The organism is Ligilactobacillus sp. (genome assembly GCF_036846325.1).
GTDB lineage: Bacteria > Bacillota > Bacilli > Lactobacillales > Lactobacillaceae > Ligilactobacillus.
Window position 1 is genome coordinate 1 of record NZ_DAIUCE010000023.1, and the last position, 21,340, is coordinate 21,340.

The 21,340-nt window shown below is 50.1% G+C and carries 19 protein-coding genes; 12 read left to right on the forward strand and 7 right to left on the reverse strand.

The window, feature by feature from the left end; genetic code table 11:
* A partial coding sequence (locus tag V7Z60_RS03805) for a PTS transporter subunit EIIC (RefSeq protein WP_334116461.1) occupies positions 1 to 655 on the reverse strand: 655 nt, incomplete at its 3' end.
* 256 nt (positions 656 to 911) lie between these two features.
* On the opposite strand from V7Z60_RS03805, the gene V7Z60_RS03810 reads away from it, so the two are divergent.
* From V7Z60_RS03810 to V7Z60_RS03860, 11 genes are all read left to right on the forward strand, one after another.
* Positions 912 to 1,871 (forward strand): substrate-binding domain-containing protein, encoded by a 960-nt coding sequence (locus V7Z60_RS03810; RefSeq protein WP_334116462.1) that lies wholly within the window; start codon positions 912 to 914, stop codon positions 1,869 to 1,871.
* Positions 1,871 to 3,181 (forward strand): sensor histidine kinase, encoded by a 1,311-nt coding sequence (locus V7Z60_RS03815; protein ID WP_334116464.1) that lies wholly within the window; start codon positions 1,871 to 1,873, stop codon positions 3,179 to 3,181. The genes V7Z60_RS03810 and V7Z60_RS03815 overlap by 1 nt, the downstream gene beginning before the upstream one ends.
* A complete protein-coding gene (locus V7Z60_RS03820; RefSeq protein ID WP_334116466.1) occupies positions 3,174 to 3,851 on the forward strand; it encodes a response regulator transcription factor in 678 nt (225 codons plus the stop codon). Before V7Z60_RS03815 ends, V7Z60_RS03820 begins: the two co-directional genes overlap by 8 nt.
* On the forward strand, positions 3,848 to 5,116 hold the full coding sequence (locus tag V7Z60_RS03825) for an ABC transporter substrate-binding protein (RefSeq protein ID WP_334116468.1): 1,269 nt from the start codon (positions 3,848 to 3,850) through the stop codon (positions 5,114 to 5,116). The genes V7Z60_RS03820 and V7Z60_RS03825 overlap by 4 nt, the downstream gene beginning before the upstream one ends.
* A gap of 130 nt (positions 5,117 to 5,246) precedes the next feature.
* Positions 5,247 to 5,684, forward strand: a complete 438-nt coding sequence (locus tag V7Z60_RS03830; protein WP_334116470.1) for a PTS sugar transporter subunit IIA — start codon at positions 5,247 to 5,249, stop codon at positions 5,682 to 5,684.
* A gap of 18 nt (positions 5,685 to 5,702) precedes the next feature.
* On the forward strand, positions 5,703 to 6,200 hold the full coding sequence (locus V7Z60_RS03835) for a PTS system mannose/fructose/N-acetylgalactosamine-transporter subunit IIB (protein ID WP_334116472.1): 498 nt from the start codon (positions 5,703 to 5,705) through the stop codon (positions 6,198 to 6,200).
* 27 nt (positions 6,201 to 6,227) lie between these two features.
* Positions 6,228 to 7,082 carry a PTS mannose/fructose/sorbose/N-acetylgalactosamine transporter subunit IIC gene (locus V7Z60_RS03840; protein ID WP_334116473.1) on the forward strand — a complete coding sequence of 285 codons (855 nt, stop codon included), beginning with the start codon at positions 6,228 to 6,230 and terminating at the stop codon, positions 7,080 to 7,082.
* 1 nt (position 7,083) lies between these two features.
* A complete protein-coding gene (locus tag V7Z60_RS03845) occupies positions 7,084 to 7,926 on the forward strand; it encodes a PTS system mannose/fructose/sorbose family transporter subunit IID (RefSeq protein ID WP_334116476.1) in 843 nt (280 codons plus the stop codon).
* A gap of 15 nt (positions 7,927 to 7,941) precedes the next feature.
* Positions 7,942 to 8,238, forward strand: coding sequence for a DUF202 domain-containing protein (locus V7Z60_RS03850; RefSeq protein ID WP_334116477.1), 297 nt, complete (start codon positions 7,942 to 7,944; stop codon positions 8,236 to 8,238).
* Positions 8,239 to 8,679: 441 nt separating this feature from the next.
* On the forward strand, positions 8,680 to 9,993 hold the full coding sequence (locus V7Z60_RS03855; protein ID WP_334116479.1) for an MFS transporter: 1,314 nt from the start codon (positions 8,680 to 8,682) through the stop codon (positions 9,991 to 9,993).
* Positions 9,994 to 10,114: 121 nt separating this feature from the next.
* The gene (locus V7Z60_RS03860) at positions 10,115 to 10,519 is read left to right on the forward strand and encodes a hypothetical protein (RefSeq protein WP_334116480.1); all 405 of its coding nucleotides are present in this window, start codon (positions 10,115 to 10,117) and stop codon (positions 10,517 to 10,519) included.
* A gap of 292 nt (positions 10,520 to 10,811) precedes the next feature.
* Here V7Z60_RS03860 and V7Z60_RS03865 read toward each other — a convergent pair whose 3' ends face one another.
* Together V7Z60_RS03865 and V7Z60_RS03870 are read right to left on the reverse strand one after the other, a co-directional pair.
* Positions 10,812 to 12,728, reverse strand: a complete 1,917-nt coding sequence (locus V7Z60_RS03865) for a glycoside-pentoside-hexuronide (GPH):cation symporter (RefSeq protein WP_334116482.1) — start codon at positions 12,726 to 12,728, stop codon at positions 10,812 to 10,814.
* Between the two features lie 20 nt (positions 12,729 to 12,748).
* Positions 12,749 to 14,791, reverse strand: a complete 2,043-nt coding sequence (locus tag V7Z60_RS03870; RefSeq protein ID WP_334116484.1) for a beta-galactosidase — start codon at positions 14,789 to 14,791, stop codon at positions 12,749 to 12,751.
* Between the two features lie 199 nt (positions 14,792 to 14,990).
* Between V7Z60_RS03870 and V7Z60_RS03875 the strand changes: the two genes are divergently transcribed.
* Entirely contained in the window at positions 14,991 to 15,998 is a 1,008-nt protein-coding gene (locus V7Z60_RS03875; protein WP_334116486.1) for a LacI family DNA-binding transcriptional regulator, read from the forward strand.
* A 200-nt stretch (positions 15,999 to 16,198) separates the two neighbouring features.
* On the opposite strand, the gene V7Z60_RS03880 is transcribed toward V7Z60_RS03875, so the two are convergent.
* The 4 genes from V7Z60_RS03880 to V7Z60_RS03895 form a co-directional block, all read right to left on the reverse strand.
* Positions 16,199 to 17,596 (reverse strand): MDR family MFS transporter, encoded by a 1,398-nt coding sequence (locus V7Z60_RS03880; protein WP_334116488.1) that lies wholly within the window; start codon positions 17,594 to 17,596, stop codon positions 16,199 to 16,201.
* A gap of 21 nt (positions 17,597 to 17,617) precedes the next feature.
* Positions 17,618 to 18,964, reverse strand: coding sequence for an MATE family efflux transporter (locus V7Z60_RS03885; protein ID WP_334116489.1), 1,347 nt, complete (start codon positions 18,962 to 18,964; stop codon positions 17,618 to 17,620).
* 226 nt (positions 18,965 to 19,190) lie between these two features.
* A complete protein-coding gene (locus V7Z60_RS03890; RefSeq protein ID WP_334116491.1) occupies positions 19,191 to 20,231 on the reverse strand; it encodes a LacI family DNA-binding transcriptional regulator in 1,041 nt (346 codons plus the stop codon).
* Entirely contained in the window at positions 20,215 to 20,799 is a 585-nt protein-coding gene (locus V7Z60_RS03895; protein ID WP_334116493.1) for a GNAT family N-acetyltransferase, read from the reverse strand. Before V7Z60_RS03895 ends, V7Z60_RS03890 begins: the two co-directional genes overlap by 17 nt.
* Positions 20,800 to 21,340 lie beyond the last annotated feature (541 nt).

The following is a 21,340-nucleotide window of genomic DNA, read 5'->3' on the forward strand; positions in this document are numbered from 1 at the left end:
TCAAAGGCTGTTGGAGAACTTTGTAGACGAAGCTGATCGCATCCTTGTAGTTCGTGTACGTGAAGATGTAGCGTACTGTATTTGCCAGAAGAAGAGGAACGGCACCCGGGATGATGGCGATGAATGAATCTGCAATCATCGGAGGAACGGACTTTGGCATCTTGATCGTAATATTTGCTGCACAGATCCTGCAGTAGATTTCAGTTGTAATAATGGCTGTGATGATGCCGACGAAAATGCCTTTTGCACCGAGAGAATCAAGTGGAATCATCGTTCCCTGCTTCATTGACTGGAACGGAACGAGCATCAGGAAGCTGGAAAGACCGATTGCACCGGCAAACAGTCCCTTCTGTTCATAGCGCGTTGCCAATTGGTAGCTGATACCGAAGACGACGAACAAGGCCGAAATCGACATCGTTGCGTTGCCGATCGGTCCGAAGAAATTATTCAAGAAGTCGTTGACGCCTTGCGGGAGCATTTTGGCAAAGCCAAATGTCGTCGGCAGGTTCTGGATGATGATCATGATAGAAGCAAACATCGTTGCGGGGAATGCCACCATGAAGCCGTCACGAAGGCTGAGCAGGTAGCGGTTGTTGCCGATTCTCTGGGAGATCGGCATCATTTTTTCCTGAAATTTGTTTAAAAAGTCTTTCATTTGATGAAACCTTCCTGTCTTTTTTGTTTTAGCAAACGTTTACAATGTTATTATATCTGTTTAGTTAACGTTTACACAAGTGTTTAACAAAATTTTTTTAAGGGAAATATTTTGAATGACAAATGTCACACGATTGCATGATGACGGGGCCCCTGGCACGAAAGGAAGGGAGTGAGGGCAAATGCTCAATTGATGGCAAAAACGAAAGGTTTATAATAAGGGTAAGCGTTTTATAATGGGAGAGGGTGTACAACACATGAAGAACTTTTCCTTCAGATGGGAGGATGCGGTACCGGCAGTCATGACCGTCATCATAATCTGGCTATGCTATCTGTTCATGCCGCCTACCAGGCCGGTTGTCAGAATCGGAGCCACGTACATGACAATGAACAACACCTTCTATACGGTGATCAACGATGAAATCAGGAAGAAGGCAGATGACAGAGGCGCCGTGCTGAAGACGCTCAATCCGGTGCTCAGCGTGAAGAACCAGTGCCGGCAGATTGAAACGTTCATCAGGGAGGACTTTGATGTCATCATCATCAATCCCGTCAGCGGAACCAGCAGAAGGCTGAACGAGGCACTCGGCAGGGCGAAGAGACATGGAATCAAGATTGTCGTGGTCGACAGTCAGATGAAGAATTCGAAGAATGTCGACTGCACGGTGGTTTCCGACAACTACAATGCCGGTGTCCTGTGCGCAAGGAACATGATGAAGACGATGCCGGAAGCTGACATCTTGCTCTTGCGGCACTGGAATGCAATGTCCGTCAAGGAAAGATACCGTGGATTTTCGGACACCATCAAGGACAGACGCAATTATCGGATTGTGAAGAGAGTGGAAACGCTGGGACAAACTGAAGTTTCGATGCCGGAAGTCCGTAAGACGGTGAAGGACGGAACAAACTTCAATGTCGTCATGGCGCTTGATGACCAGAGCGCAGTCGGAGCCCTTGCGGCACTTGATTCATGCAATGTGAGAAGACCTGTCCGCGTATACGGAATTGACGGATCGACCAGCATGAAGAAACTGCTCAAGGCAAAGGGCGATGCATGGGCCACGGTCGCCCAGTCACCGATAAGGCTGGGCGAAGAGGCGGCAGACGTAAGCTTCCGTGTCGCGCGTGACATGAAGGTTCCGAAGAGAATCGTCATTCCGGTGCATATGATCACCAGGGAAAACGTGGACAGATACAATGTTGAGGGGTGGCAGTGATGAACAAGAAGCGAAATGCCGATTATGCATACAGGGTCCTTGTCTGGATAACGTTTCTTGGCATCATGTTCTATTCATCCACCTACATGTTCGCCACAAAGTACATTGTCGAGAAAGGTCTGAGCTACTACCTGCTGGACAAGGCCGGTGTGGTTCCGTCTTCTCCTGTCAGGCTGTTCTTCGCATCGACGGTCACGTTTGCCGTCCTGACCTTCATAATCTGCTTCAGACGTCGAATCGGGGACATTGAGGGAAGCTATGCATGGATAGTGGCCGAGCTGGCTGTCATGGTACTCCTTTTTCTTGAGACGCGTGCTTCATACAACGGGATGATTCTTCTGACGTTTGCCGACGTCTTCTTCTCAATCACGGATGTCTATTCGCTGAAGCGTAAGATGTACTGGATTCTGTTCACGTTCTTCGGCTGCATCTGCCTGGTGCTTCCGAACTACAACCTGACATCGATGCTCTTCCACCTTCCCTCAATCAGTGTTTACATCAGCTTTCTGCCCGATGCCGTCAGATTCAGGCTGAACCTTTTGAAGAACGTAATTGACGTGTTGAGCCTCTCTGCATTTGTAATCACTCTTCTGACCTACATTATCTATTCGATAAACGAGAAGCGGAACATTGAAGAGGAGCTGAGAATGGCCGACAAGGCAAATGCAGACCTGAAGAGCTACGTTGTTCTGGCCGAGGAGAATGCCGAGATCAGGGAGCGAAAGAGAATCTCACGTGAGATTCACGATACGCTTGGTCACGCTCTGACGGGAATATCTGCCGGCATCGATGCCGTCATGGTCCTGATTGACATCGACAGGGACGGTGCAAAGAAGCAGCTTGAAAACATCTCCAGAGTCGTCAGGGAGGGAATAGTCGACGTCAGGAACTCCCTGAACAAGATGAGGCCGGAAGCCTTGAAGGAGGGAACGCTCAAGGGCTCTCTTGACAGGATGATAGAAAACTACGTCGCCGTTTCAGGCATCAAGGTGAAACTTGACTATCAGTGGAGGGATGCGTACTTCGAAAAGACGACGGAAGACGTCATCTTCAGAATCATCGAGGAGTCGGTAACGAACTCACTGCGGCACGGACATGCGGAGAACATCTCGATTGTCATGAGTCAGGACGACCGTGAATACTTCATAACAATCCAAGATGACGGAACCGGAGCCGATGACATCAAGTACGGATTCGGCTTGACACAGATGAAGGAACGCGTTGCCATAATCGGAGGAAAGGTCAGCTTTGACGGCAGTAATGGATTCAAGACGTCAATAAGCTTCAGAAAGGCGGGACAACATGGTTAAGGTACTTATCGCAGACGACCAGGAACTTATCAGACAGTCGCTTGGCATAGTTCTCGGAAATGATCCGGACATTGAAATCACGGATTCCGTCGGGGACGGAACAGAGGTTTTGAAGAGCATCGAGCAGAAGGTTCCAGACGTCATTTTAATGGACATCAGGATGCCGAAGATGGATGGTACGGTCTGCACAAAGGAAGTAAAGAAAAGATATCCCGAAGTGAAGATCATCATACTGACGACGTTTGATGACGATGACTTCATCTACAGCGCACTGAAATACGGGGCTTCGGGCTATATTCTGAAGGGAATCTCGATGAATGAGCTGAAGAAGTCAATCATGACCGTCTACAGGGGCGGATCGATGATCAATCCGGACATCGCAACGAAGGTCGTCCGTCTGTTTTCGCAGATGGCGCAGTCAGACTTCTCCATTCAGGTTGACGAAAAGGGATCGGATGAACTGACGAATTCAGAGAAGATCATCATTCAGTGCGTGGGGCAGGGGTTGTCCAACAGGGAAATCGCAGGCAAGCTGTATCTTTCCGAGGGGACGGTCAGAAACAACCTGTCCCGCATCCTGTCCAAGCTGGGGTTGCGCGACCGGACCCAGCTGGCAATCTGGGCTGTCCAGACCGGAATCCTGTTGAAGAACTTTGGTGATTACCGATGAAGAATAAAAGGACGGCACTTGTCATTTTCGGGATGATGCTTGCCCTTGTACTGGCCTTTGGTATATTCTCTGCATTTCACAGGGAAAGGACCCTGACGGTCGGCATCTATGTCGACAGCAGCTGGGGCGTGCCGAACAGCGGGGGCACCAGGGTCATTGACCAGGCAATAAGAAGATTTGAGAAAAGCAATCCCGGTGTGAGAATCAGATACGAAAACGGTATCAATAAAGACGACTACATGGACTGGCTGTCAGAAAAAATTGTCTCAAGCAAGGCCCCGGACGTCTTCATCGTTCCGTACAACCAGTTCAACCTGCTGAGTTCAGTCGGTGCCATGACAGACCTTGACCGGTACATGAGAAGAGACGGAATTGCCGGCAGCATGTTCTACAGAGGAACCCTTATGGCCGGCCGATACACCGGCAGGCAGTATGCGCTGCCATACGAGACGAATCCGATGATGATGTGCGTGAACACCGATCTGTTGAAGAAAAACGGCATCAGCATGCCGAAGAACTCCTGGACGCTTGATGACCTCTATGACATCTGCCGCAAAATAACAAGGGATACGAACGGTGACGGAACAGTCGACCAGTTCGGGATTGCCGGCTATACCTGGCAGGATGCTGCATCAGCCTGTGGCGCAAGGCTCTTCAATTCGGACGGAACAGGCGCTGACTTCAACAGTGCCCGTGTCAGGAAGGCTCTGACGATGATGGAGAAGCTGAATGCCCTGACGGGAAACGCCCATCCGAACTCCGATGACTTTGACAAGGGGAAGGTGGCCTTCCTTCCAATGACCCTGGCGCAGTACCGCACATATAAGTCGTATCCGTATCATGTGGCCAGGTACTCTTCTTTTTCCTGGACATGCATCAAGATGCCGGCGGAAAGCCCGACCATAGCCGGAACCAATTCCGAGACTTCACTCTTTGCCGTTTCCTCTCAGAGCACGCAGAAGGGGCTGGCCTGGAAGTTCATCAGAATGCTCTGCTGCAGTGAAGAGTTTCAGCAGTACATGTGCGCCAATTCGCAAGGGGCTTCGGTCCTTGAAAAATGCAGTTCAGGCTATGACAGTGCCCTGTCTTCCAATGGGCTGAAACGGATACTGAACAGCATGAACTGTCCGCCGCACTTCAGGAAGTACAACACGGCAATGGACCAGGCTGACTATCTGATCAGCCGGGCACTGGACAACAGGGACGCTGACGTTGAAATAGGACAGATTCAGGAAAGAATTGAAAATACTCTGCAGGGAAGATAAGGTACTCCGGATGACAAATGTCATTTGCGGGGTGCCTTTTATCATGGCCTGAAAGTGACAAATTGCACTGTGTAAGCGCTTGAATCAGCATTATCATGTAGATGTAGATAAAGAAAAGGAGGGCATCGGAATGAAACACTTGATTCTTGTAAGTCACGGCTCATTTGCAGCCGGCCTGAAGACGTCACTTTCCATGTTTGCCAGGGACAGAATCGGTCAGGTGACAGCAGTGGGTCTTGCGGACGGCATGTCCGTCGATGACCTGGCCGCTGAATTCTCACGGCAGCTTGACGAGGAGATTCCGGAGGATGCGGAACTCGTCGTTCTGGCAGACATTGTCGGCGGAAGCCCGCTTACAACAGTCTGCCGGGTACTTGGTGAAAGGGGCCGGCTTGATCAGGCAGTGGTTCTTGGTGGAATGAATCTTCCCATGGCTCTGAATGCACTTGTCATGATGGACGTTCTGCCCAGCGAAGACCTGGTCTCAACCGTTCTCAACGAATCCGTCAGTGCCGTCCGGGAGTTCAGTGTAAGCAGCGATGACGATGATGATGACGACGACATTTAAGATTAAGGAGTGATATCAATGTCAGTAACATTTGTAAGAATTGATGACCGCATGATTCACGGTCAGACAGTAACACGCTGGGCCAAGGAGTATCCGTGCGACGGCATTGTCGCCGTCAATGACGCGGCGGCAAGCAATAAGGTCTTGAAGCAGGCCTACAAGTCCGCGACGGGAGACAAGAAGACATTCGTCTGGACAATGGAGGCCTGGCAGAAGAAGTGCCAGAAGGTGCTGGATTCTGACAGCCGCTATTTCCTGATTACGAAGAATCCGCTTGACATGAAGAAGATTCTGGTTGACCAGAAGTTCGTTCCGGGGGATGTCAGGGAAATCATCGTCGGTCCGTGCAATGACCGCCCGGGTGCTGTAAAACTTGGGAACAATCAGTCAATTACCCAGGAAGAAGCGGAGGCATTGGAGGAAATTCAAAAAGCAGGCTACAAGGTCAAGTTCCAGCTTTTACCGGATGTATCAATTGGATACTGGGATGATTTCAAGGATAAGTTCGGATTTTAGATTCAGTTATGAAAAGGGGTAAGTAATATGACAATAAGTTGGGTTCAGGCAGCCATTCTCGGGCTGTTCGCATGTCTGTCATCGATGCCCGGCATGGGTGGCACGTCAATCGGTAACTATACGCTCGGACGTCCGCTTGTCGGCGGGCTGGTCTGCGGGCTTGTCCTGGGAGATCTCAAGACCGGCATCATGTGCGGCGTTGCCATGCAGCTGGTCTACATCGCCCTGGTAACACCGGGCGGCACGGTTTCAGCCGATGTCCGTGCAGTTTCATACATCGGCATCCCGCTGGCAATGGTTGCCGTTCATTCTCAGGGCCTTTCGGCAACGTCAGCAGGTGCCGCTGACCTTGCAAAGTCAATGGGAACCCTGGTTGGCACTGTCGGCACGGTTCTCTTCTACGGTACGGCGACACTCAACCTCATCTGGCAGCACATGGGCTGGAAGGCAGTTGAGGAAGGCAAATTCCACAAGCTCTATGCAGTTGACTGGGGCTGGCCATGGCTCTCACACCTGATCTGTTCCTTCCTTCCGACACTTATCATGTGCAAGCTCGGAGCAAGTGCCGTTACTGCTCTGAAGACGGCTCTTCCAATGGATGGCATTCCAATGATGACACTGTTTACAGTTGGTTCTCTTCTTCCATGCGTAGGTATTGCAATCTTACTCAAGCAACTTGTAAGCAATGTCCTTGATTTTGTGCCGTTCATGGTCGGTTTCACGCTGGCTGCATCACTGCACCTTAACCTTGTTTCATGCGCTGTCGTTTCACTGATTTTCGCCCTTCTGTTCTATGAACTGGACATGGCAAAAATTGCCCGCAGCGCAGCGCCTGCAAATGGAGCAGACGTCGATGATGACGATGATGAGGAGGATATCTGAAATGGAAGAAAAAACCAGAAAAATCAGCAAAAAGACGTTAACGAAGTCTTTTCACCATTGGTATTATGGCAATCTGACCTGCTTCTCACAGGAACACATGCAGACATTCGGCTATCTGACATCAATGCTGCCGATTGTCGAGGAACTGTATGACAAAAAGGAAGACCAGGAGAAGGCAATGCACACCTACACGGCCTTCTTCAATACCGAACCTCAGCTTGGTTCACTTATCGTCGGGATTACGGCCGGCCTTGAAGAGGCACGTGCCAACAACGCCGAGGGTGTTGATGAGGAAACAATCAACGGTCTTCGTGCCGGTTTGATGGGGCCTGTTGCCGGCATCGGTGACTCGCTTGTCGTCGGCACCCTGATCCCTGTCATCCTGGGCATTGCGCTCGGACTTTCAAACGGCGGATCTCCACTTGGCGCCATCTTCTACATCGTCGTGTGGAACCTTCTGGCCTACTTTGGAATGCGCTTTGCCTACTTCAAGGGATATGAGCTCGGTGACAAGGCCGTTGAGTTTCTGGTAGGAGCCCAGGGTCAGGCCATCAGAAAGGCCATTTCCATCGTCGGTGGCATGGTTATCGGTGGTGTTGCTGCAACATGGGTTTCAATCACAACTGCATTCAAGCTCAGAAATGCCTCGGGCAAGGTCTACCTTGATCTTCAGAATCAGCTGAACAACGTCTATCCTGGTCTTTTGACAGTTGTCTTCATCATCTTCTGCTGGTGGCTTATGGCAAAGAAGAACATGTCACCAATCAAGGTCATGCTTTTGCTTGTTGTAATTGCCTTTGTCGGCGTTCTTGCCGGTTTCTTCAATCCGGGATTGAGCTATTAGAGAGGAGAATGTCAAATGACAAGAAAAGAGCTTGAACAGGGATACAGGGGAGAAATTGAATATCAGAAGCATATGCTTGAGAATCTCGGCCGCTGGATGAATCTCTGGTTCATGGTGGCCGGAATCGGGATTGTACTGATTTACTCGCTGAGGTCCCGGATGTTCTTTCTTGTCTGCGGCATAATTCTTGTTTCGGTCGGTGTCCTGGGAATGCTGATCTTTGGATGTGGTATTTATCACGGGCGAAGGAACCTGCAGCTCGTGGTGAATGACTTCGAGTACAGGATGAGGACATTCGAAAAGAAAAAATAGCATAAGAAAAAAGAAGGTCTTCAATGCCAGACCTTCTTTTTTATGCATGTAAGCGCGTTCACTTCAAAATCAAACGCTTTTTTAATTTTTTTATTGATTTTTAATCCAAAGGATGATAAAGTTAAGAACATCAAATACGAAACGAGGCAAGAAGACATGAAAAACGTCATGCAGTTCCACAACGCAGCAGATATCATCATTATTCGCATTATTATTTAGGTGATGCGGATGATTTTGATATTGTCCGCATCGCCTGAGAAGCAGATGCGGACAGCATGACGGATGTCTTCCTGCGAAGGCGGCCGGCTGTTCGATTGAACGGCCGGCCGCCTTTTTTGAGTTCAAGGGGGTGGTTTTATGGAAAGCGACATCAGTGGCATTGAACCGGAAATTGAAGTGACTGACACATAGATTAATGAACATGAAGAGGGGTAGTTAATTATGGAAAATACGACAAACTTAGCAATGCCAGAGGAAAAACTGGAACGCGATCCGGTCAAGACGGTGATTCTGGCTTCGATGATGGGAACGGCAATTGAATTTTTCGATTTTTATGCATACGGGACAGCTTCGGCGGCATATTTTCCGTCCGTCTTCTTCCCGCAGACAACGCCATTATTGGCAACATTATTGAGTCTTTTGACGTTTGGCGTCGCGTTTGTCGCGCGTCCGTTCGGGTCGTTTCTGTTCGGACACTTCGGCGACAGACTGGGCAGAAAGAAAACACTGGTCGTTTCGCTGCTGGTAATGGGGGTTGCCACGGTCGCCATCGGATTCATTCCGGGGTATGGCAGCATCGGTGTGTGGGGCGCATTGCTGCTTTGCCTCTGTCGCTTTGTTCAGGGCATCGGTCTTGGCGGCGAATGGTCAGGCGCCGTTCTGGTCGCAACCGAAAACGCGCCGGAAGACAAGCGTGCCTTGTACGGTGCCTTTCCTGAAGTCGGCGCACCGATCGGATTCTTCCTTTGCAACGGATTGTTCTTTGTCTTGGAAAATGTTTTGACTCCAGCTCAAATGCAGAGCTTTGGCTGGCGCATCCCGTTTCTGGCATCTGCCGTGCTCGTCTTCATCGGTCTTTACGTTCGACGTCGCCTGCAGGAAACGCCGCTGTTCAAGCTGGCACAGGAACGCGACAACACGACGCGTTCACCGCTTCGTGAAGTGTTCAGGTCAAACTGGAGGGAAATCCTCAAGGGAACGTTCCTGATGGGTGCGACATACGCAATGTTCTTCACGCTGACGACATGGTCTCTGTCATATGCAACGACGGCGCTCGGATTCAGCCATTCTGAATTTCTTCTGCTGCTGATGGGTGCAATCGTTGAATTTGCGGTCCTGATCATGGCAACGTCGGTTCTTGCTGACAGGATCGGCAGAAAGAAGGTTCTGATGACGGCTTCCGTTTTGCTCGTGGTCTTTTCCCTGGTCTTTCCGTTCTTCCTTGAAGGAAGGCACAACATGACCGGAATGCTGCTGTTCCTTGGCGTGGGCTTTGTAATCATGGGAACCTTGTACGGACCGGTCGGTGCCGTCCTGCCCGAACTGTTCCCGACAAAGGTGCGCTATTCCGGGGCCGGCATCACGTACAACCTGGCAGCCGTTGTCGGTGCCGCCGTTGCGCCGACTATCACGACATGGCTGATCGCTCAGTACGGTTTGCATTCTGCCGGACTGTACATGTTTGCATTGGCGCTCGTTTCCGTTGTTGCATGGGCACTGACGCCGGAAACGAAGGACGTCGATTATACGAAATAGAAACAGGAAGGAGTCGGCCTGACCGGCTCCTTCTTATTTGAAAATAATTAGAAAATCAGCTATAATATCCCCTGTGTATTAAAAACATGATGGAGTTTTAACATAAATGTTAGGGAGTATTATGACTGAAAGAGCATTAAAAATCCTGTATTCGGCAGCCATTATCGCCATTTTCATGTCAAAGGCAGTGCTTCTTCTGGAAAATGCAGGGGATTTGTCTGCCTTTTATTTTTCCGGAGCACTGGATGCTTCAGGCATGCTGATGTTCGTCATCTTCGATGTTGCGCCGTTTGTCGCACTGCTTTGCATGGGGGTGGCAGCTTACCTTGATTCAAGGAAGACGGGTCAGTTGATTGTGCTGATTTGTCTGGTCTACTTCATGGTGCTTGCATGCGGACAGGTTTTCTTTGCGCTTGGCAACGTGGTTTCGACAAGTGCCGTTCAGGCAGATTTCAGGCTGACGAATACGGTGTTTGCGATACTGGCCTGCATCGTATTGATGCTGTTTCCTGCCGTAAAGGATTAGCTGGATGTTTTGATATAAGGAAGACCGGGATTCCCCAAAGCGGGTTCCCGGTCTTTTTTCAGTGCTCGGACACGACGGCGGGATGGCAAAGCAGGCTATTTTCGGAGAAATCCAGGATTCCGGTCTGCTTTCCCCGTCACGCCCATGAGTTTGAATTCCTGACAGATGTCTGGTCAAAGCAAAAACACGTATGATTACAGCCATGAATCATACGTGTTTTAAATTTAATATGGATTTTTTTCCGGCTTCCCGGGCGGCACCGGCACGCTTTCAGCATGACAATGTCTTTTTGCTATTTGTGAGAAACCTCAAGCACCTTGTCGTTGTGAGTGACAGTGTCTCCGCTCAGCTGGCCAAGGGATTCGATCCGCTTAGGCTGGGTGAAGAATGTCACGACAATGTCGCTGTAGCCCGCTTTTCTGATCAGGTCTCGGTCAAATTCAATCAGGAGCTGTCCTGCCTTGACCTTCTGACCATCCTGATAATGGGAAACAAAGCCTTCGCCTCTGAGGTTTACGGTGCCAAGACCAACGTGAATGACGGCTTCAAGTCCGTCGTCAGAAATGATGCCGAGCGTGTGCTTGGTCGAGAACGTGAATTTGACGGTGCCGTCAAACGGTGCATAGACGTGACCGTTTCGAGGCCTGATGGCAAATCCGGTGCCGGAAAGCGGCTGCCCATTCTCGTCCTTCACGTCACTGAGCTTTTCAAACGTTCCGTCTGCCGGAGCGAGCAGTTCGGTCGTGATCACCGTGTCTGATTCGGGAACTGCGGCAGTTTCATCTCCCGAGGCAAGCTTTGCCTGGAGTTCCTCGACGATTCTTGCATGTTCCTTTTCCGTGATCTTGACCTTGAAGAGGAAGATCAGAAGGGAAAGAACGGCAAGAGCCATCGGAAGGTAGAAGGCAAGAAGCTCGAAGGTATGAATGTTCTGCGGTGTCATGTCCTTGGCAGTTGCGCTGCCGGTCATGCCTGCGAGAAGTGCAATCGTGCCGACGATGCCGTTTGAAAATGCGCCTGAAATCTTGTCGAGCATCGGACGGACTGCAAGCGTGACCGCTTCGTTGCGGTTGCCGTTCTTCAGCTGTCCGTATTCAATCGAGTCAGTAAGGGAAAGAACCGTGACAAGCTGTGCGAAGGTGAAGTTGAACAGGACAAGACCGATGACGATCATCACAAGATTGCTGCGGCCGAAGATGAACAGCAGGTATGAAATGATCATTGAGATCTGGCCGACTGCAAACAGCGTCTTTCTTGGAATGAACTTGTTCAGAATCGGATAGAGCGGAGCCGTGAAGAATCCGACGACCGTGGCAATGACGCCGGCAATCCAGAATTCACCGGGCTTTCCCAGAACGAACTTGAACAGATAGAACAGAACACCGTTTGTTGCAACATAAGCTATGGAATACATCAGGTATGCCAAACTGATCCAGAGCATCTGGTCATTATGGATGATGCCCAGGAAAACGTCCTTGATGGTCGTTTTCTCATTGGCGGCTTCACGCAGGACGTTTGTTTTTTCAGTCGTGCCGGAAGCAACGGCCAATGCGGAAAGAACGGCAAGAACTGCGATGATGACGGCAAATGCCAGCCAGCCCTGCGGACCCTGTTCATGTTTGCCGGTTGCAAGGAAAGTGAAGAAAGTCGTTACCGGAACGACGATGATCGTCAGACCATTCCAGCCGATTGAGCCGGTGAATGAGCCGAATGACGTCAGCACGCCGCGTTCCTTGCTGTCTTCGCTGATGGCCGGAACCATGCCCCAATAGGCAACGTCGCAAAACGAATAGAAGACGTCAAGCGTGATGAAGATGACGACGAACAGAATCGCAAACAGGATCCAGTTTGTTTTGGCCAGCCCGAAGATGCCGGTGAAGATTACAACCAGGAGAATCGAACTGACGACGCTGCCGATGACCTGCCATGGCTTGAACTTGCCCCATTTTGTCTGGGTGTTGTCGACGATGTTGCCGATAACGGGATCAACCAGGACTTCGGCCAGACGGATGATCACGACAAGTCCGGTAATCAAACCGATCAGTTTGTTGGCAATGCTTTTTTCGACGCCGTCAAACATGCCGCTGGTCACGAAAACGATAAAGTAGGTGCTCAGTGCGCCATAAAAAGCGGAGTGACCCAGATTTCCAAGTGCGAATGCAATTCTTTCGCGCCATTTCCTTGATTTTTTCTGCGGTGCATTTTCCATTGTTAAATCCTCCTTAATTATCAGCGCGAAATCTTCAGAACCTTGACGCCGTATGGCTCAAGTTCAAGACTTCCGCTGTTCAGTTCCTCCTGCAAAAGGACGTCTTCTGCGTCACAGGAGAGTTCAACGTCTTGTTTTTCATGAGAAAAGTTGATGATGAAGCAGTAGTCTGCATCATCTGTCTGACGGACCCTGACGGAGACTTTCGACGAGTGCTTCTCAAGCGGAATCTCGAAATCAAGTCCGAGATCACGGCAAAGTCTTCCGTAGAAGTCGGCAAGGAATCCGTCATCTGTGCGGCAGCCGATGTACCAGGCATTGCCGTTTCTTGTCACGGCAGGCGTTCCCTTGTAGAAGAAGTCGCCGTAAGTGCCCTCCACTTCAGCTGATTCCGGTTCGATCAGATCGCAGTAATCTCTGACTTCGTAGGTCTTCCCGAACATTTCAAGGTTGTTCTTCTGTTCCGGATACAGCGTGTCGGTTTCAGTAACCTCAAGGCCGTAGATCTGACGCCATGTGTCCATTCCCTGACCGAGATACGTCAGGAAGTTCTCGTCAACGATGCCGTTGATGTACGTTCCGACAAGCGTTCCGCCGTCTTCCGTGAACTTCTTCAGCTTGCCGGCGAATTTCTCCGTCATCATGAAGTGCATCGGATCGATTACGAGACTGTACTTGCCGAGGTCATCATCCGTTGAGATGATGTCAACCGGGATGTCCATGTCCCAGAAGGCCTTGTAGTGGTGCTGGATCGTTTCCCAGTACTTCTTGCTCTGGTTGGAGTAGGCACGTGCATCATCCAGTGCCCACATGTTGTCGTAGTCGAAGACGATTGCGACTCGTGCTTCTGCGCATCGGGAATCCTTCGCATCCTTCAGCAGCTCAAGGTCTCTTCCAACCCGGCTGACATCCCTGAAGACCCGGGTTTTGCTGCTCATCTTGCTTGTGATGACAGCCCCGTGGAACATTTCGGATGCACCGCGCGACTGATGAAGCTGGAAGTACATGACGGAATCGGCTCCGTGTGCGATTTCCTGGAGGCTTCCCATCTCATGCATTCCCGGCAGCTTGGCGCGGTTGACCGGATGCCAGTTGACCTGGGAAGGGGTGTTTTCCATGATCAGGTAGTTTTGATGCTTCAGGCTATGCATGACATCGTTCATCAGGGCAGTTTTCGCAGCAAGCTTTTCAGTTGTTTCATAGCCGTTTGCCCAGTTCGGGTATGAATCCCAGCTGACGATGTCAACGTGCTTGGCGAACTTCTGATAGTCAAGGTCATAGAAGACGTGTGAATCAGGTGGGTTTCCGCCCATGAAGTTCGTCGTGACCGGGATGTCCGGCGTCAGTTCGCGCAACGGGGCGACTTCATTTTCAAAGAAGTCAATCGTACGGTCCGTCACGAAGCGGTGCCAGTCAAGATTGAGTCCGAGCACGTTTGAATCACCGCTTGAAGAAGGTGAGTGGATCTGGTCCCAGCTTGTGTAAAGGTGGCTCCAGAACTCGTTCCAGTAGCAGCGGTTCAGGTTGTCGAGCGTCTTGTACTTCTCCTTCATCCATTTCCTGAACTCCTGCTGGCACAGCTCGCAGTGACATTCGCCACCGTATTCGTTTGAAATGTGCCACAGAATCAGGTTTTCACGCCTGCCGTAGCGTTCGGCAAGTCTGCGGTTGATTTCCCGGACCTTCTGCCTGTAGACAGGTGAAGTGTAGCAGTGGTTGTGACGTTCACCGTAGAGGTTGCGCCTGCCATTTTCGTCAACCCTGAGAACTTCGGGATACTTTTCTGCCATCCAGCGCGGACGGGCACCGCTCGGCGTTGAAAGAATCACCTTGCAGCCCTGCTTCTCGGCACGGTCGAAGACGTCGTCGAGCCATGAGAAGTCATACACTCCCTCGCTTGGCTCAAGCTTGTCCCAGGCGAAGATGCCGACCGTCACTGAATTTATCCCCGCTTCCTTGAAGAGTTCAAAGTCCCTGTCGATGACTTCCGGGTGATCGAGCCACTGATCCGGATTGTAGTCGCCACCATGAATGAATTTATCTACGTTTACTTTATCTGGCATTTTTCTCTGCTCCTTGTTCAAATGCTTTTTCTGAAATCGATTACATATATAGAATAACCTTTTGCGAAACTTTAGTAAACAAAACACGAAACTAAATTAGTAAATATTAGTAAATGATTCATGATATCGTTTACATTGATTACTAAATGTTTTATAATGTCTTTGGAAAATGCAGAGCAGGAAAGGAAGGAATGTCAAAATGGCAACAATCAGGGAAATCGCCAGGGAAGCGGGATACTCACCGGCCACCGTTTCGCGCGTGCTGAATGGAGACCCGACGTTTTCCGCCTCGGAAAAGGCGCGGGAACGCATTCTGGCGGCGGCTCACAGCCTGAACTACAGCAGCCGGCTGATTCATGAAAGGAACTATGCGGTGGCGGTCATCTTTGCAATCACACCGCAGGAGGAGCTGCGTGACGTGTATTTCAGCGGATTGAGGCAGAGTCTTGCAGAAAGTGCAGAGGAAAGCGGCATTACGCTTTCGTTTTGTCAGAGACTGGACGACGTGGAGCTTGACGGCACCGACGGAATCATCGCAGTCGGACGTTTCATGGCAGAGGACCTGGAGAGGATGAAGAAGCTCGACATGCAGGTTCTGTTCGTTGACTCCAACCCAGACCCCCACAGTTTCGATTCCGTCCAGCCGAACCTTCAGATGATCGTCAACAGCGCCATTGACTGCTTCATTAGTGCAGGATTTCAAGACATCGGATTCATCGGAGGAAAGTCATGGAACAGTGAGGAGGGTCGCCACACCCTGCGCGACATCCGCACACGCTGCTTCGAAAGCCAGATGAGGGAACTCAATCTGTTCAACCCCGACTACGTGTTCATCGGTGACAACTTCTCCGTTGACAGCGGCTATAATGCCGGATGTGAAATTGTTGCTGAAATGCAGAAAAGCATGCCACAGGGATTTCTTGTGGCCTCGGATCCCCTTGCCGTCGGTGTTCTTCAGGCCTTCAACGAAAACAGGATCACCGTCCCGGACGACGTTTCCGTAATCAGCATCAACGACATTGACATCGCCAAGTATGTCTCTCCGCCTCTGACAACCTTCCGCATTGACACTGAAGAGCTTGGCAAAGTTGCAGTCGAAACGCTCCGCAACATGATTGCCTCTCCCAAGAAATCCAGGCGCATGATTCTTCTAGACGCAGAACTGGTGGTGAGAAAAAGCTTCAAGGTGCAGGAGCTGCGGGCATGATCAGTGTGTTTCATCCTGTGTACAGAAAAAGCCTGTGATTGAATTCGAAAAATTCAATCGCAGGCTTTTGATTTTCAGCTGGAGTTTTTTCCCAGCCTCCTGATTGAGCCTGTCCATCCCATGACTAAAGTCACGGGATGGATGGGCTAGGCATAATTAAAATGCCGGATAAAGGTTCGAAGGCCGAACGCCTTTTGAAGTCAGACTTTCTCATGTCTGACTTTTCCCTTTACCTGCGGCAGAAGTATTGCCTCGGCGACAATCATCAAAACAAGCAGAACGACGAAGATATGGAACGTGCCAGTCTTCGTTGTCTCGGCAAGCGACCCGCCGCCCTTCTGAGCCACGGCCATCAGAGTCGAGCCGAGAGCTGTTCCGACTGCGCCCGAGAACTGCTGAACCGTATTGAACACCGCATTGCCGTCAGTCTGGCTCTTTTCGTCAAGCAGGGTCAGACCATCTGTCATGATTGTGCTGAACGAAAGTCCCATGCCGAACATGTAGAGGCAGTAAAAGGCCATGACTTCATGTGCAGTAAGTGTTCCGTTGGCAAATACCGCAAGCAGCAGCAGACCGGCTATGTCGAATATGCAGCCGATGGAAAGCGGCCTTCTTGCGCCATAGTGGTCGAACATACGACCGCTGCACGGTGAGCAGAAGGCACCGAGGACAGCTGCCGGAAGCATCATCAGGCTTGAATAGAATGCATTGTGATGAAGTGAGATCTGCAGATAGTTGGGAAAGACGAACGCAAGCGAAAGCGAGCAGGCGTTCATGACGAAGAATGCAAGGACATGGCTGGAGAAGGCTCTGTCCCTGAACACATTGAGATTGACCAGTGATGCCTTTCCCGAAAGCGAGTGCCTTACAAACAGCACCAGCAGGATGATGCCCAGAAGAAGTTCAATTCCGCTCGTCAAATCAAGGGACCCCGACTTGCCGAGTGAATTAAGTCCGAGAATCAGACTGGTGAACGTGAGTGCCAGCAGGATTTCACCGGCAACATCGAAGCTTGCTTCCTTCGTCTCATTGTTCCTGATGGCCCACATTCCGATGAAGAATGCGAGGACAAGAAACGGCAGCAACGTCACGAAGATCATCCGCCAGCTTGTCACTGATGAGATCCATCCGCCGTACGTCGGACCAAGAGCAGGTCCGACCGCTGTCAGGAGACTGCCGACTCCCATCATCATGCCGATCTTGTCAAGCGGAGCCTCTTCCAGGATGATGTTGAACATCAACGGCATCGCAATCCCTGTGCCGATGCCCTGGATGAAACGTCCCGCAAGAAGCATCGGGAAGTTTGTTGCAAACAGGTCGCACAAGACACCTATGATGAAAATCAGGTCAGCCGCAATGAAAAGCTTCTTCTTCGAGAAACGCTTCTTCAGAAATGATGAAAGCGGCACGATGATTGCGACAATCAGCAGGTACGATGTCGTCATCCACTGCACAGTCGCTGTTGAAACTGAAAATTCCTTCATCAGTGTCGGGAAGGTGATGTTCATGGCCGTTTCGATGATGATGCCGCAAAACGCCAGAATTCCCGCCGCAATGACTGAACACAAAAGCCTTAATGTTATCTTCTCTTCTCTCAATTTACTCTTTCCTCTCTTGAATTAATTCTCTCTTGATCCAGCGTCCTTTCGAGACATTGAAACATACATCAGCACACCTGCAAGCGCCGTCAGCACGTCGGAAACAGCCTGTGCGCTGATGACCCCGTTGTAGCCGAAGCATGCAGATGAAATCAGAATGACAACTGTGAAGATCACCCCCTGTCTGCTGATTGAAAGTACAAACGACGGAACGGCCTTTCCCATCGAAATGAAGCATGTTGTCAGAACAAGCACGATGCCGCAGAAAGGCGTTGTCAATGTCAGCCAGCGAAGCATCCCCGTCCCGTACGAGACGACTGATGCATCCTTCATGAACAGGCCGATCAGCTGCGGTGCAAGACCGATGACGAAAGCGGCCACGACAACGGAGAAAGCGATTTCAACCAACAGGTCGAAACGGATGATGTCCTTCAGACGCTTTCTGTTTCCCGCTCCGTACGCATAGCCAATCAGCGGCTGTGCACCGAATGCGAATCCGACCATGATCATCATGATAATCATGTTGACCTTCATCGCAATGCCCATCGCAGCCACTGCCTTTGCTCCGTACGAAATGAGGTGGCGGTTCAGGACAGTGACGTTGTAGCTTTGCATGAGATTTGTCAGTGAAGCGGGAATCCCGATTACAAACACGCTGACAGCAAGCCGGCTCTGAATTTTAACGTGTCTGACTGAAACTGTCAGATGTCTTGATTTTTTCAGAATATAGTAGACAAGCATGGCATCGCTGAGAACATAGCCGAGCACCGTTGCCAGGGCGGCGCCGCCGGCTCCCATTCCCAGTGTGAAGATGAAGAGGGGATCCAGAATGATGTTCAGGACACTTCCGGAAATACTTGCAATCATGGACTGCGTGGCAAGGCCCTCGGTCCGGATGATGTTGCTTGGTGTAAGCGACAGGATGATCACCGGAGCCCCCAGTGCAATCCAGAAGTAATATTGTGATGCATATTCAATTGTGTCTGATGTTGCTCCAAGAACGTGCAGGATAGGTCCCTGAAATGAAAACATCAGAACGGTCACGACCAGTCCGCAGGCAATCGCAGCGTAAAAGCAGAAGCCGCTGACATTTCGTGCCGTTCCGTCATCCTTTTGACCGAACAGCCTTGAAATGACCGAGCTTCCCCCAAGGCCGAAGATGTCACCCAGGGCGAGCATCAGCGTAAACAGCGGTGTACACTGCGAAACACCGGCAACAAGGCTGGTATTCTGCGTTCCTGCAACGAAGAATGTATCAACCATGTTGTAGACCAGCGTGACGACCATGCTGAGAACAACGGGAAGCGAAATGATGAAGTACGCCTTCCATACCGGCGCACTTTCAAAGAGTTTCATCTTGTTTTCCATTTTTTTCCTCCTTCAACAGGTGCTATTATAACTCTCTTTCGCAAATCTTCTCTAGTGAAAAATATGGTTTAATTTTCATTAGATTTGAATTAAAAACAAAAAAGAATGATTTTTGAAGGCGGCAAGGAAACAATGTTCAGACTCCATATGAAAATGCCCTTCAGGTACATGATGAAATTTGGGCTTCATCATGTATCTGAAGGGCATTGAGGTCTTTTTGCCGGCTTCATTTTCTCGGTTTTCCGACCGAGCCGCGAAGCTGCAGCCGGCTGTTGCAGGTGATGCGAATCGGCATTTTGCGAGTGCCGGTAATCTTGGTTCTGACGAGATCGATGATGATCTGGCCGATTTCATTGGCGTCAAGGTGCGTGCTTGAAAGTGCAGGCGTCATGAATCTGGCCATTTCGATGTCGTCGAAGCTGACGATTGAAATATCGTCCGGGATGGAAAGCCCCTTGTTTGCAAGCGCATTGTAGACGCCGATGGCCATCGGATCGCTGCCGGCAACAATGGCTGTAGGCCAGGAATCTTCGGGTTCCGCCAGCATTCTTTCGGTCAGATCGATGCCGGACTGAGTACCCCAGGCATCCATGTAGACTTTAGCGTATTTTTCAAGATCATGCAGCTTCATCCAACGGCGATAGGCATCGGCACGGACTTCATGTTCGCTTGTGATCCGCTGACCGTTCAGATCAACGTGGCTGGAAAAACCGCCGATGTATGAAATCCTGCGATGTCCGTAAGAATAAAGCGTGTCCAGGATTTCCTTGGTTCGATCGGCAAAGTCGGTCTGGATGCAGTCGAATCGATCGTTTTTTCCGTAATAGTCGACCAGGATGATGTTTTTGTTGTAGTGGGCAACCTCATCTAGAAAAGCCTCGCTGACTTCTCCGAGAATTGCAATTGCGGCATAATCTCTCAGTGCCGTCCAGTCCTTTTTCTGATCGTGCATGTTGAAGACCGTATTTGCCCGCAGCCGCCACTTGGCAGCTTCGAACATGATGCCCTGGACGATTTCCCAGTAGTACGGGTCCTTCTTCAGGTTCTGATCAGTGTGCCGCGTAATCAGGCCGAGCGTTGTCTTCTTGTCCGGCCCTTTGGGAGCACGGCTCTTGTTTCCCTTTGTATAATTCAGCTCGTTTGCGATCTCAAGCACTCTTTTGCGCGTATTTTCATTGATGCTGAAACTTTCATCGTTATTCAAAATCCGCGAAACGCTTGCCGGAGAAACGCCGGCCATTTTGGCAATATCACGAATGCTGGCCATTTGACTCACTTCCGTCCGCAATCATTTTGACTGGCAGGATAAAACGCTGGAACAAACCGAGACACTCATGCATGATTCCGGGATACTCGTCCGGATCGATTTTTCGTCCCTGATATGTGAGAAAGTCGAATTTTTCGCCGCCTTTTTCAACGCTGTAGTATCCTGAATGAAGAAAACCGTTGCGTTGATAGAATTTCTGTCTTCTGATTCTCTGCTCGTTGTTTTCGGCCTGATCGTCGGGACGTTCAGCACTGAGCCCGATGACAAGTCCGGCGTAGCGTTCGGTCAAAAGCCCGATCAGTTTGCTGCCGTATCCGTGCGAGCGTCTGGTGTCATCGATGGCAAGGAAAAAGACGTACGCCAGGGAATCGTTTTTCAGCGTATAGATGAAGCCGACCCATTCGTCGTCATCATATAAGCTGCAGAATTCTGCAATCCTGTGCTTCGTTTTCTTCTTCAGGAGCCAGAACGGCAGGCGTTCGACTGCCGGAAAGGCCCGCAGGTACAATGCCTTGATTTTATTCCAGTCCTTGGAATCCTTTTTTGTTTCAATCAGTTTTACTGTCATTTGTCTTCTCCTAAATTTACCTTAACCATATCAGAATTCCGTTTTTTTGTAAAATGCAGAGCTTTGTTTGAAAGTACGGATTGAATATCTTGATCGTGAGGCAGCTGCCGCGGCAATCAGATCCGTTACATGATCGAAGTCACATAATTTTCTTTTGTCTCATGATCATAAGAAGAGACTGGGAAAAAACTCCTTTTTCACATTTGAATTAAACGAAATGCTGAACAAAGGGTGCAGGCCGACTGATTTGGTCCGACATTCTTTCAATTCTGAGACATGAAGCCTTGCTTTTTTACAAAATACAGAACTGCACACCGCCTGCTCAGTCATGGCTCCAAGGCAGGATTACGGGCAAAACGGCGATTCTTGGGATTTGCCCGTAAATTCCGGCTCCCGATTACGGGCAAAAAGCCGGTTTTTGAGATTTGCCCGTAAATATCAGTCCCAGATTACGGGCAAAGCATACATTTTTAACGCTGCATACACAAACAAAGTCCCGGATGAAATTTGCAATTAACTGCAAATCATCCGGAACTTTTGT

What these genes read in the sequence shown, in the direction of transcription:
- V7Z60_RS03810 (WP_334116462.1), top strand. Translation starts at nt 912, where the DNA reads ATGAAGAACTTTTCCTTCAGATGGGAGGATGCGGTACCGGCAGTCATG.
- V7Z60_RS03815 (WP_334116464.1), top strand. Translation starts at nt 1,871, where the DNA reads ATGAACAAGAAGCGAAATGCCGATTATGCATACAGGGTCCTTGTCTGG.
- V7Z60_RS03820 (WP_334116466.1), top strand. Translation starts at nt 3,174, where the DNA reads ATGGTTAAGGTACTTATCGCAGACGACCAGGAACTTATCAGACAGTCG.
- V7Z60_RS03825 (WP_334116468.1), top strand. Translation starts at nt 3,848, where the DNA reads ATGAAGAATAAAAGGACGGCACTTGTCATTTTCGGGATGATGCTTGCC.
- V7Z60_RS03830 (WP_334116470.1), top strand. Translation starts at nt 5,247, where the DNA reads ATGAAACACTTGATTCTTGTAAGTCACGGCTCATTTGCAGCCGGCCTG.
- V7Z60_RS03835 (WP_334116472.1), top strand. Translation starts at nt 5,703, where the DNA reads ATGTCAGTAACATTTGTAAGAATTGATGACCGCATGATTCACGGTCAG.
- V7Z60_RS03840 (WP_334116473.1), top strand. Translation starts at nt 6,228, where the DNA reads ATGACAATAAGTTGGGTTCAGGCAGCCATTCTCGGGCTGTTCGCATGT.
- V7Z60_RS03845 (WP_334116476.1), top strand. Translation starts at nt 7,084, where the DNA reads ATGGAAGAAAAAACCAGAAAAATCAGCAAAAAGACGTTAACGAAGTCT.
- V7Z60_RS03850 (WP_334116477.1), top strand. Translation starts at nt 7,942, where the DNA reads ATGACAAGAAAAGAGCTTGAACAGGGATACAGGGGAGAAATTGAATAT.
- V7Z60_RS03855 (WP_334116479.1), top strand. Translation starts at nt 8,680, where the DNA reads ATGGAAAATACGACAAACTTAGCAATGCCAGAGGAAAAACTGGAACGC.
- V7Z60_RS03860 (WP_334116480.1), top strand. Translation starts at nt 10,115, where the DNA reads ATGACTGAAAGAGCATTAAAAATCCTGTATTCGGCAGCCATTATCGCC.
- V7Z60_RS03865 (WP_334116482.1), bottom strand. Translation starts at nt 12,728, where the DNA reads ATGGAAAATGCACCGCAGAAAAAATCAAGGAAATGGCGCGAAAGAATT.
- V7Z60_RS03870 (WP_334116484.1), bottom strand. Translation starts at nt 14,791, where the DNA reads ATGCCAGATAAAGTAAACGTAGATAAATTCATTCATGGTGGCGACTAC.
- V7Z60_RS03875 (WP_334116486.1), top strand. Translation starts at nt 14,991, where the DNA reads ATGGCAACAATCAGGGAAATCGCCAGGGAAGCGGGATACTCACCGGCC.
- V7Z60_RS03885 (WP_334116489.1), bottom strand. Translation starts at nt 18,964, where the DNA reads ATGGAAAACAAGATGAAACTCTTTGAAAGTGCGCCGGTATGGAAGGCG.
- V7Z60_RS03890 (WP_334116491.1), bottom strand. Translation starts at nt 20,231, where the DNA reads ATGGCCAGCATTCGTGATATTGCCAAAATGGCCGGCGTTTCTCCGGCA.
- V7Z60_RS03895 (WP_334116493.1), bottom strand. Translation starts at nt 20,799, where the DNA reads ATGACAGTAAAACTGATTGAAACAAAAAAGGATTCCAAGGACTGGAAT.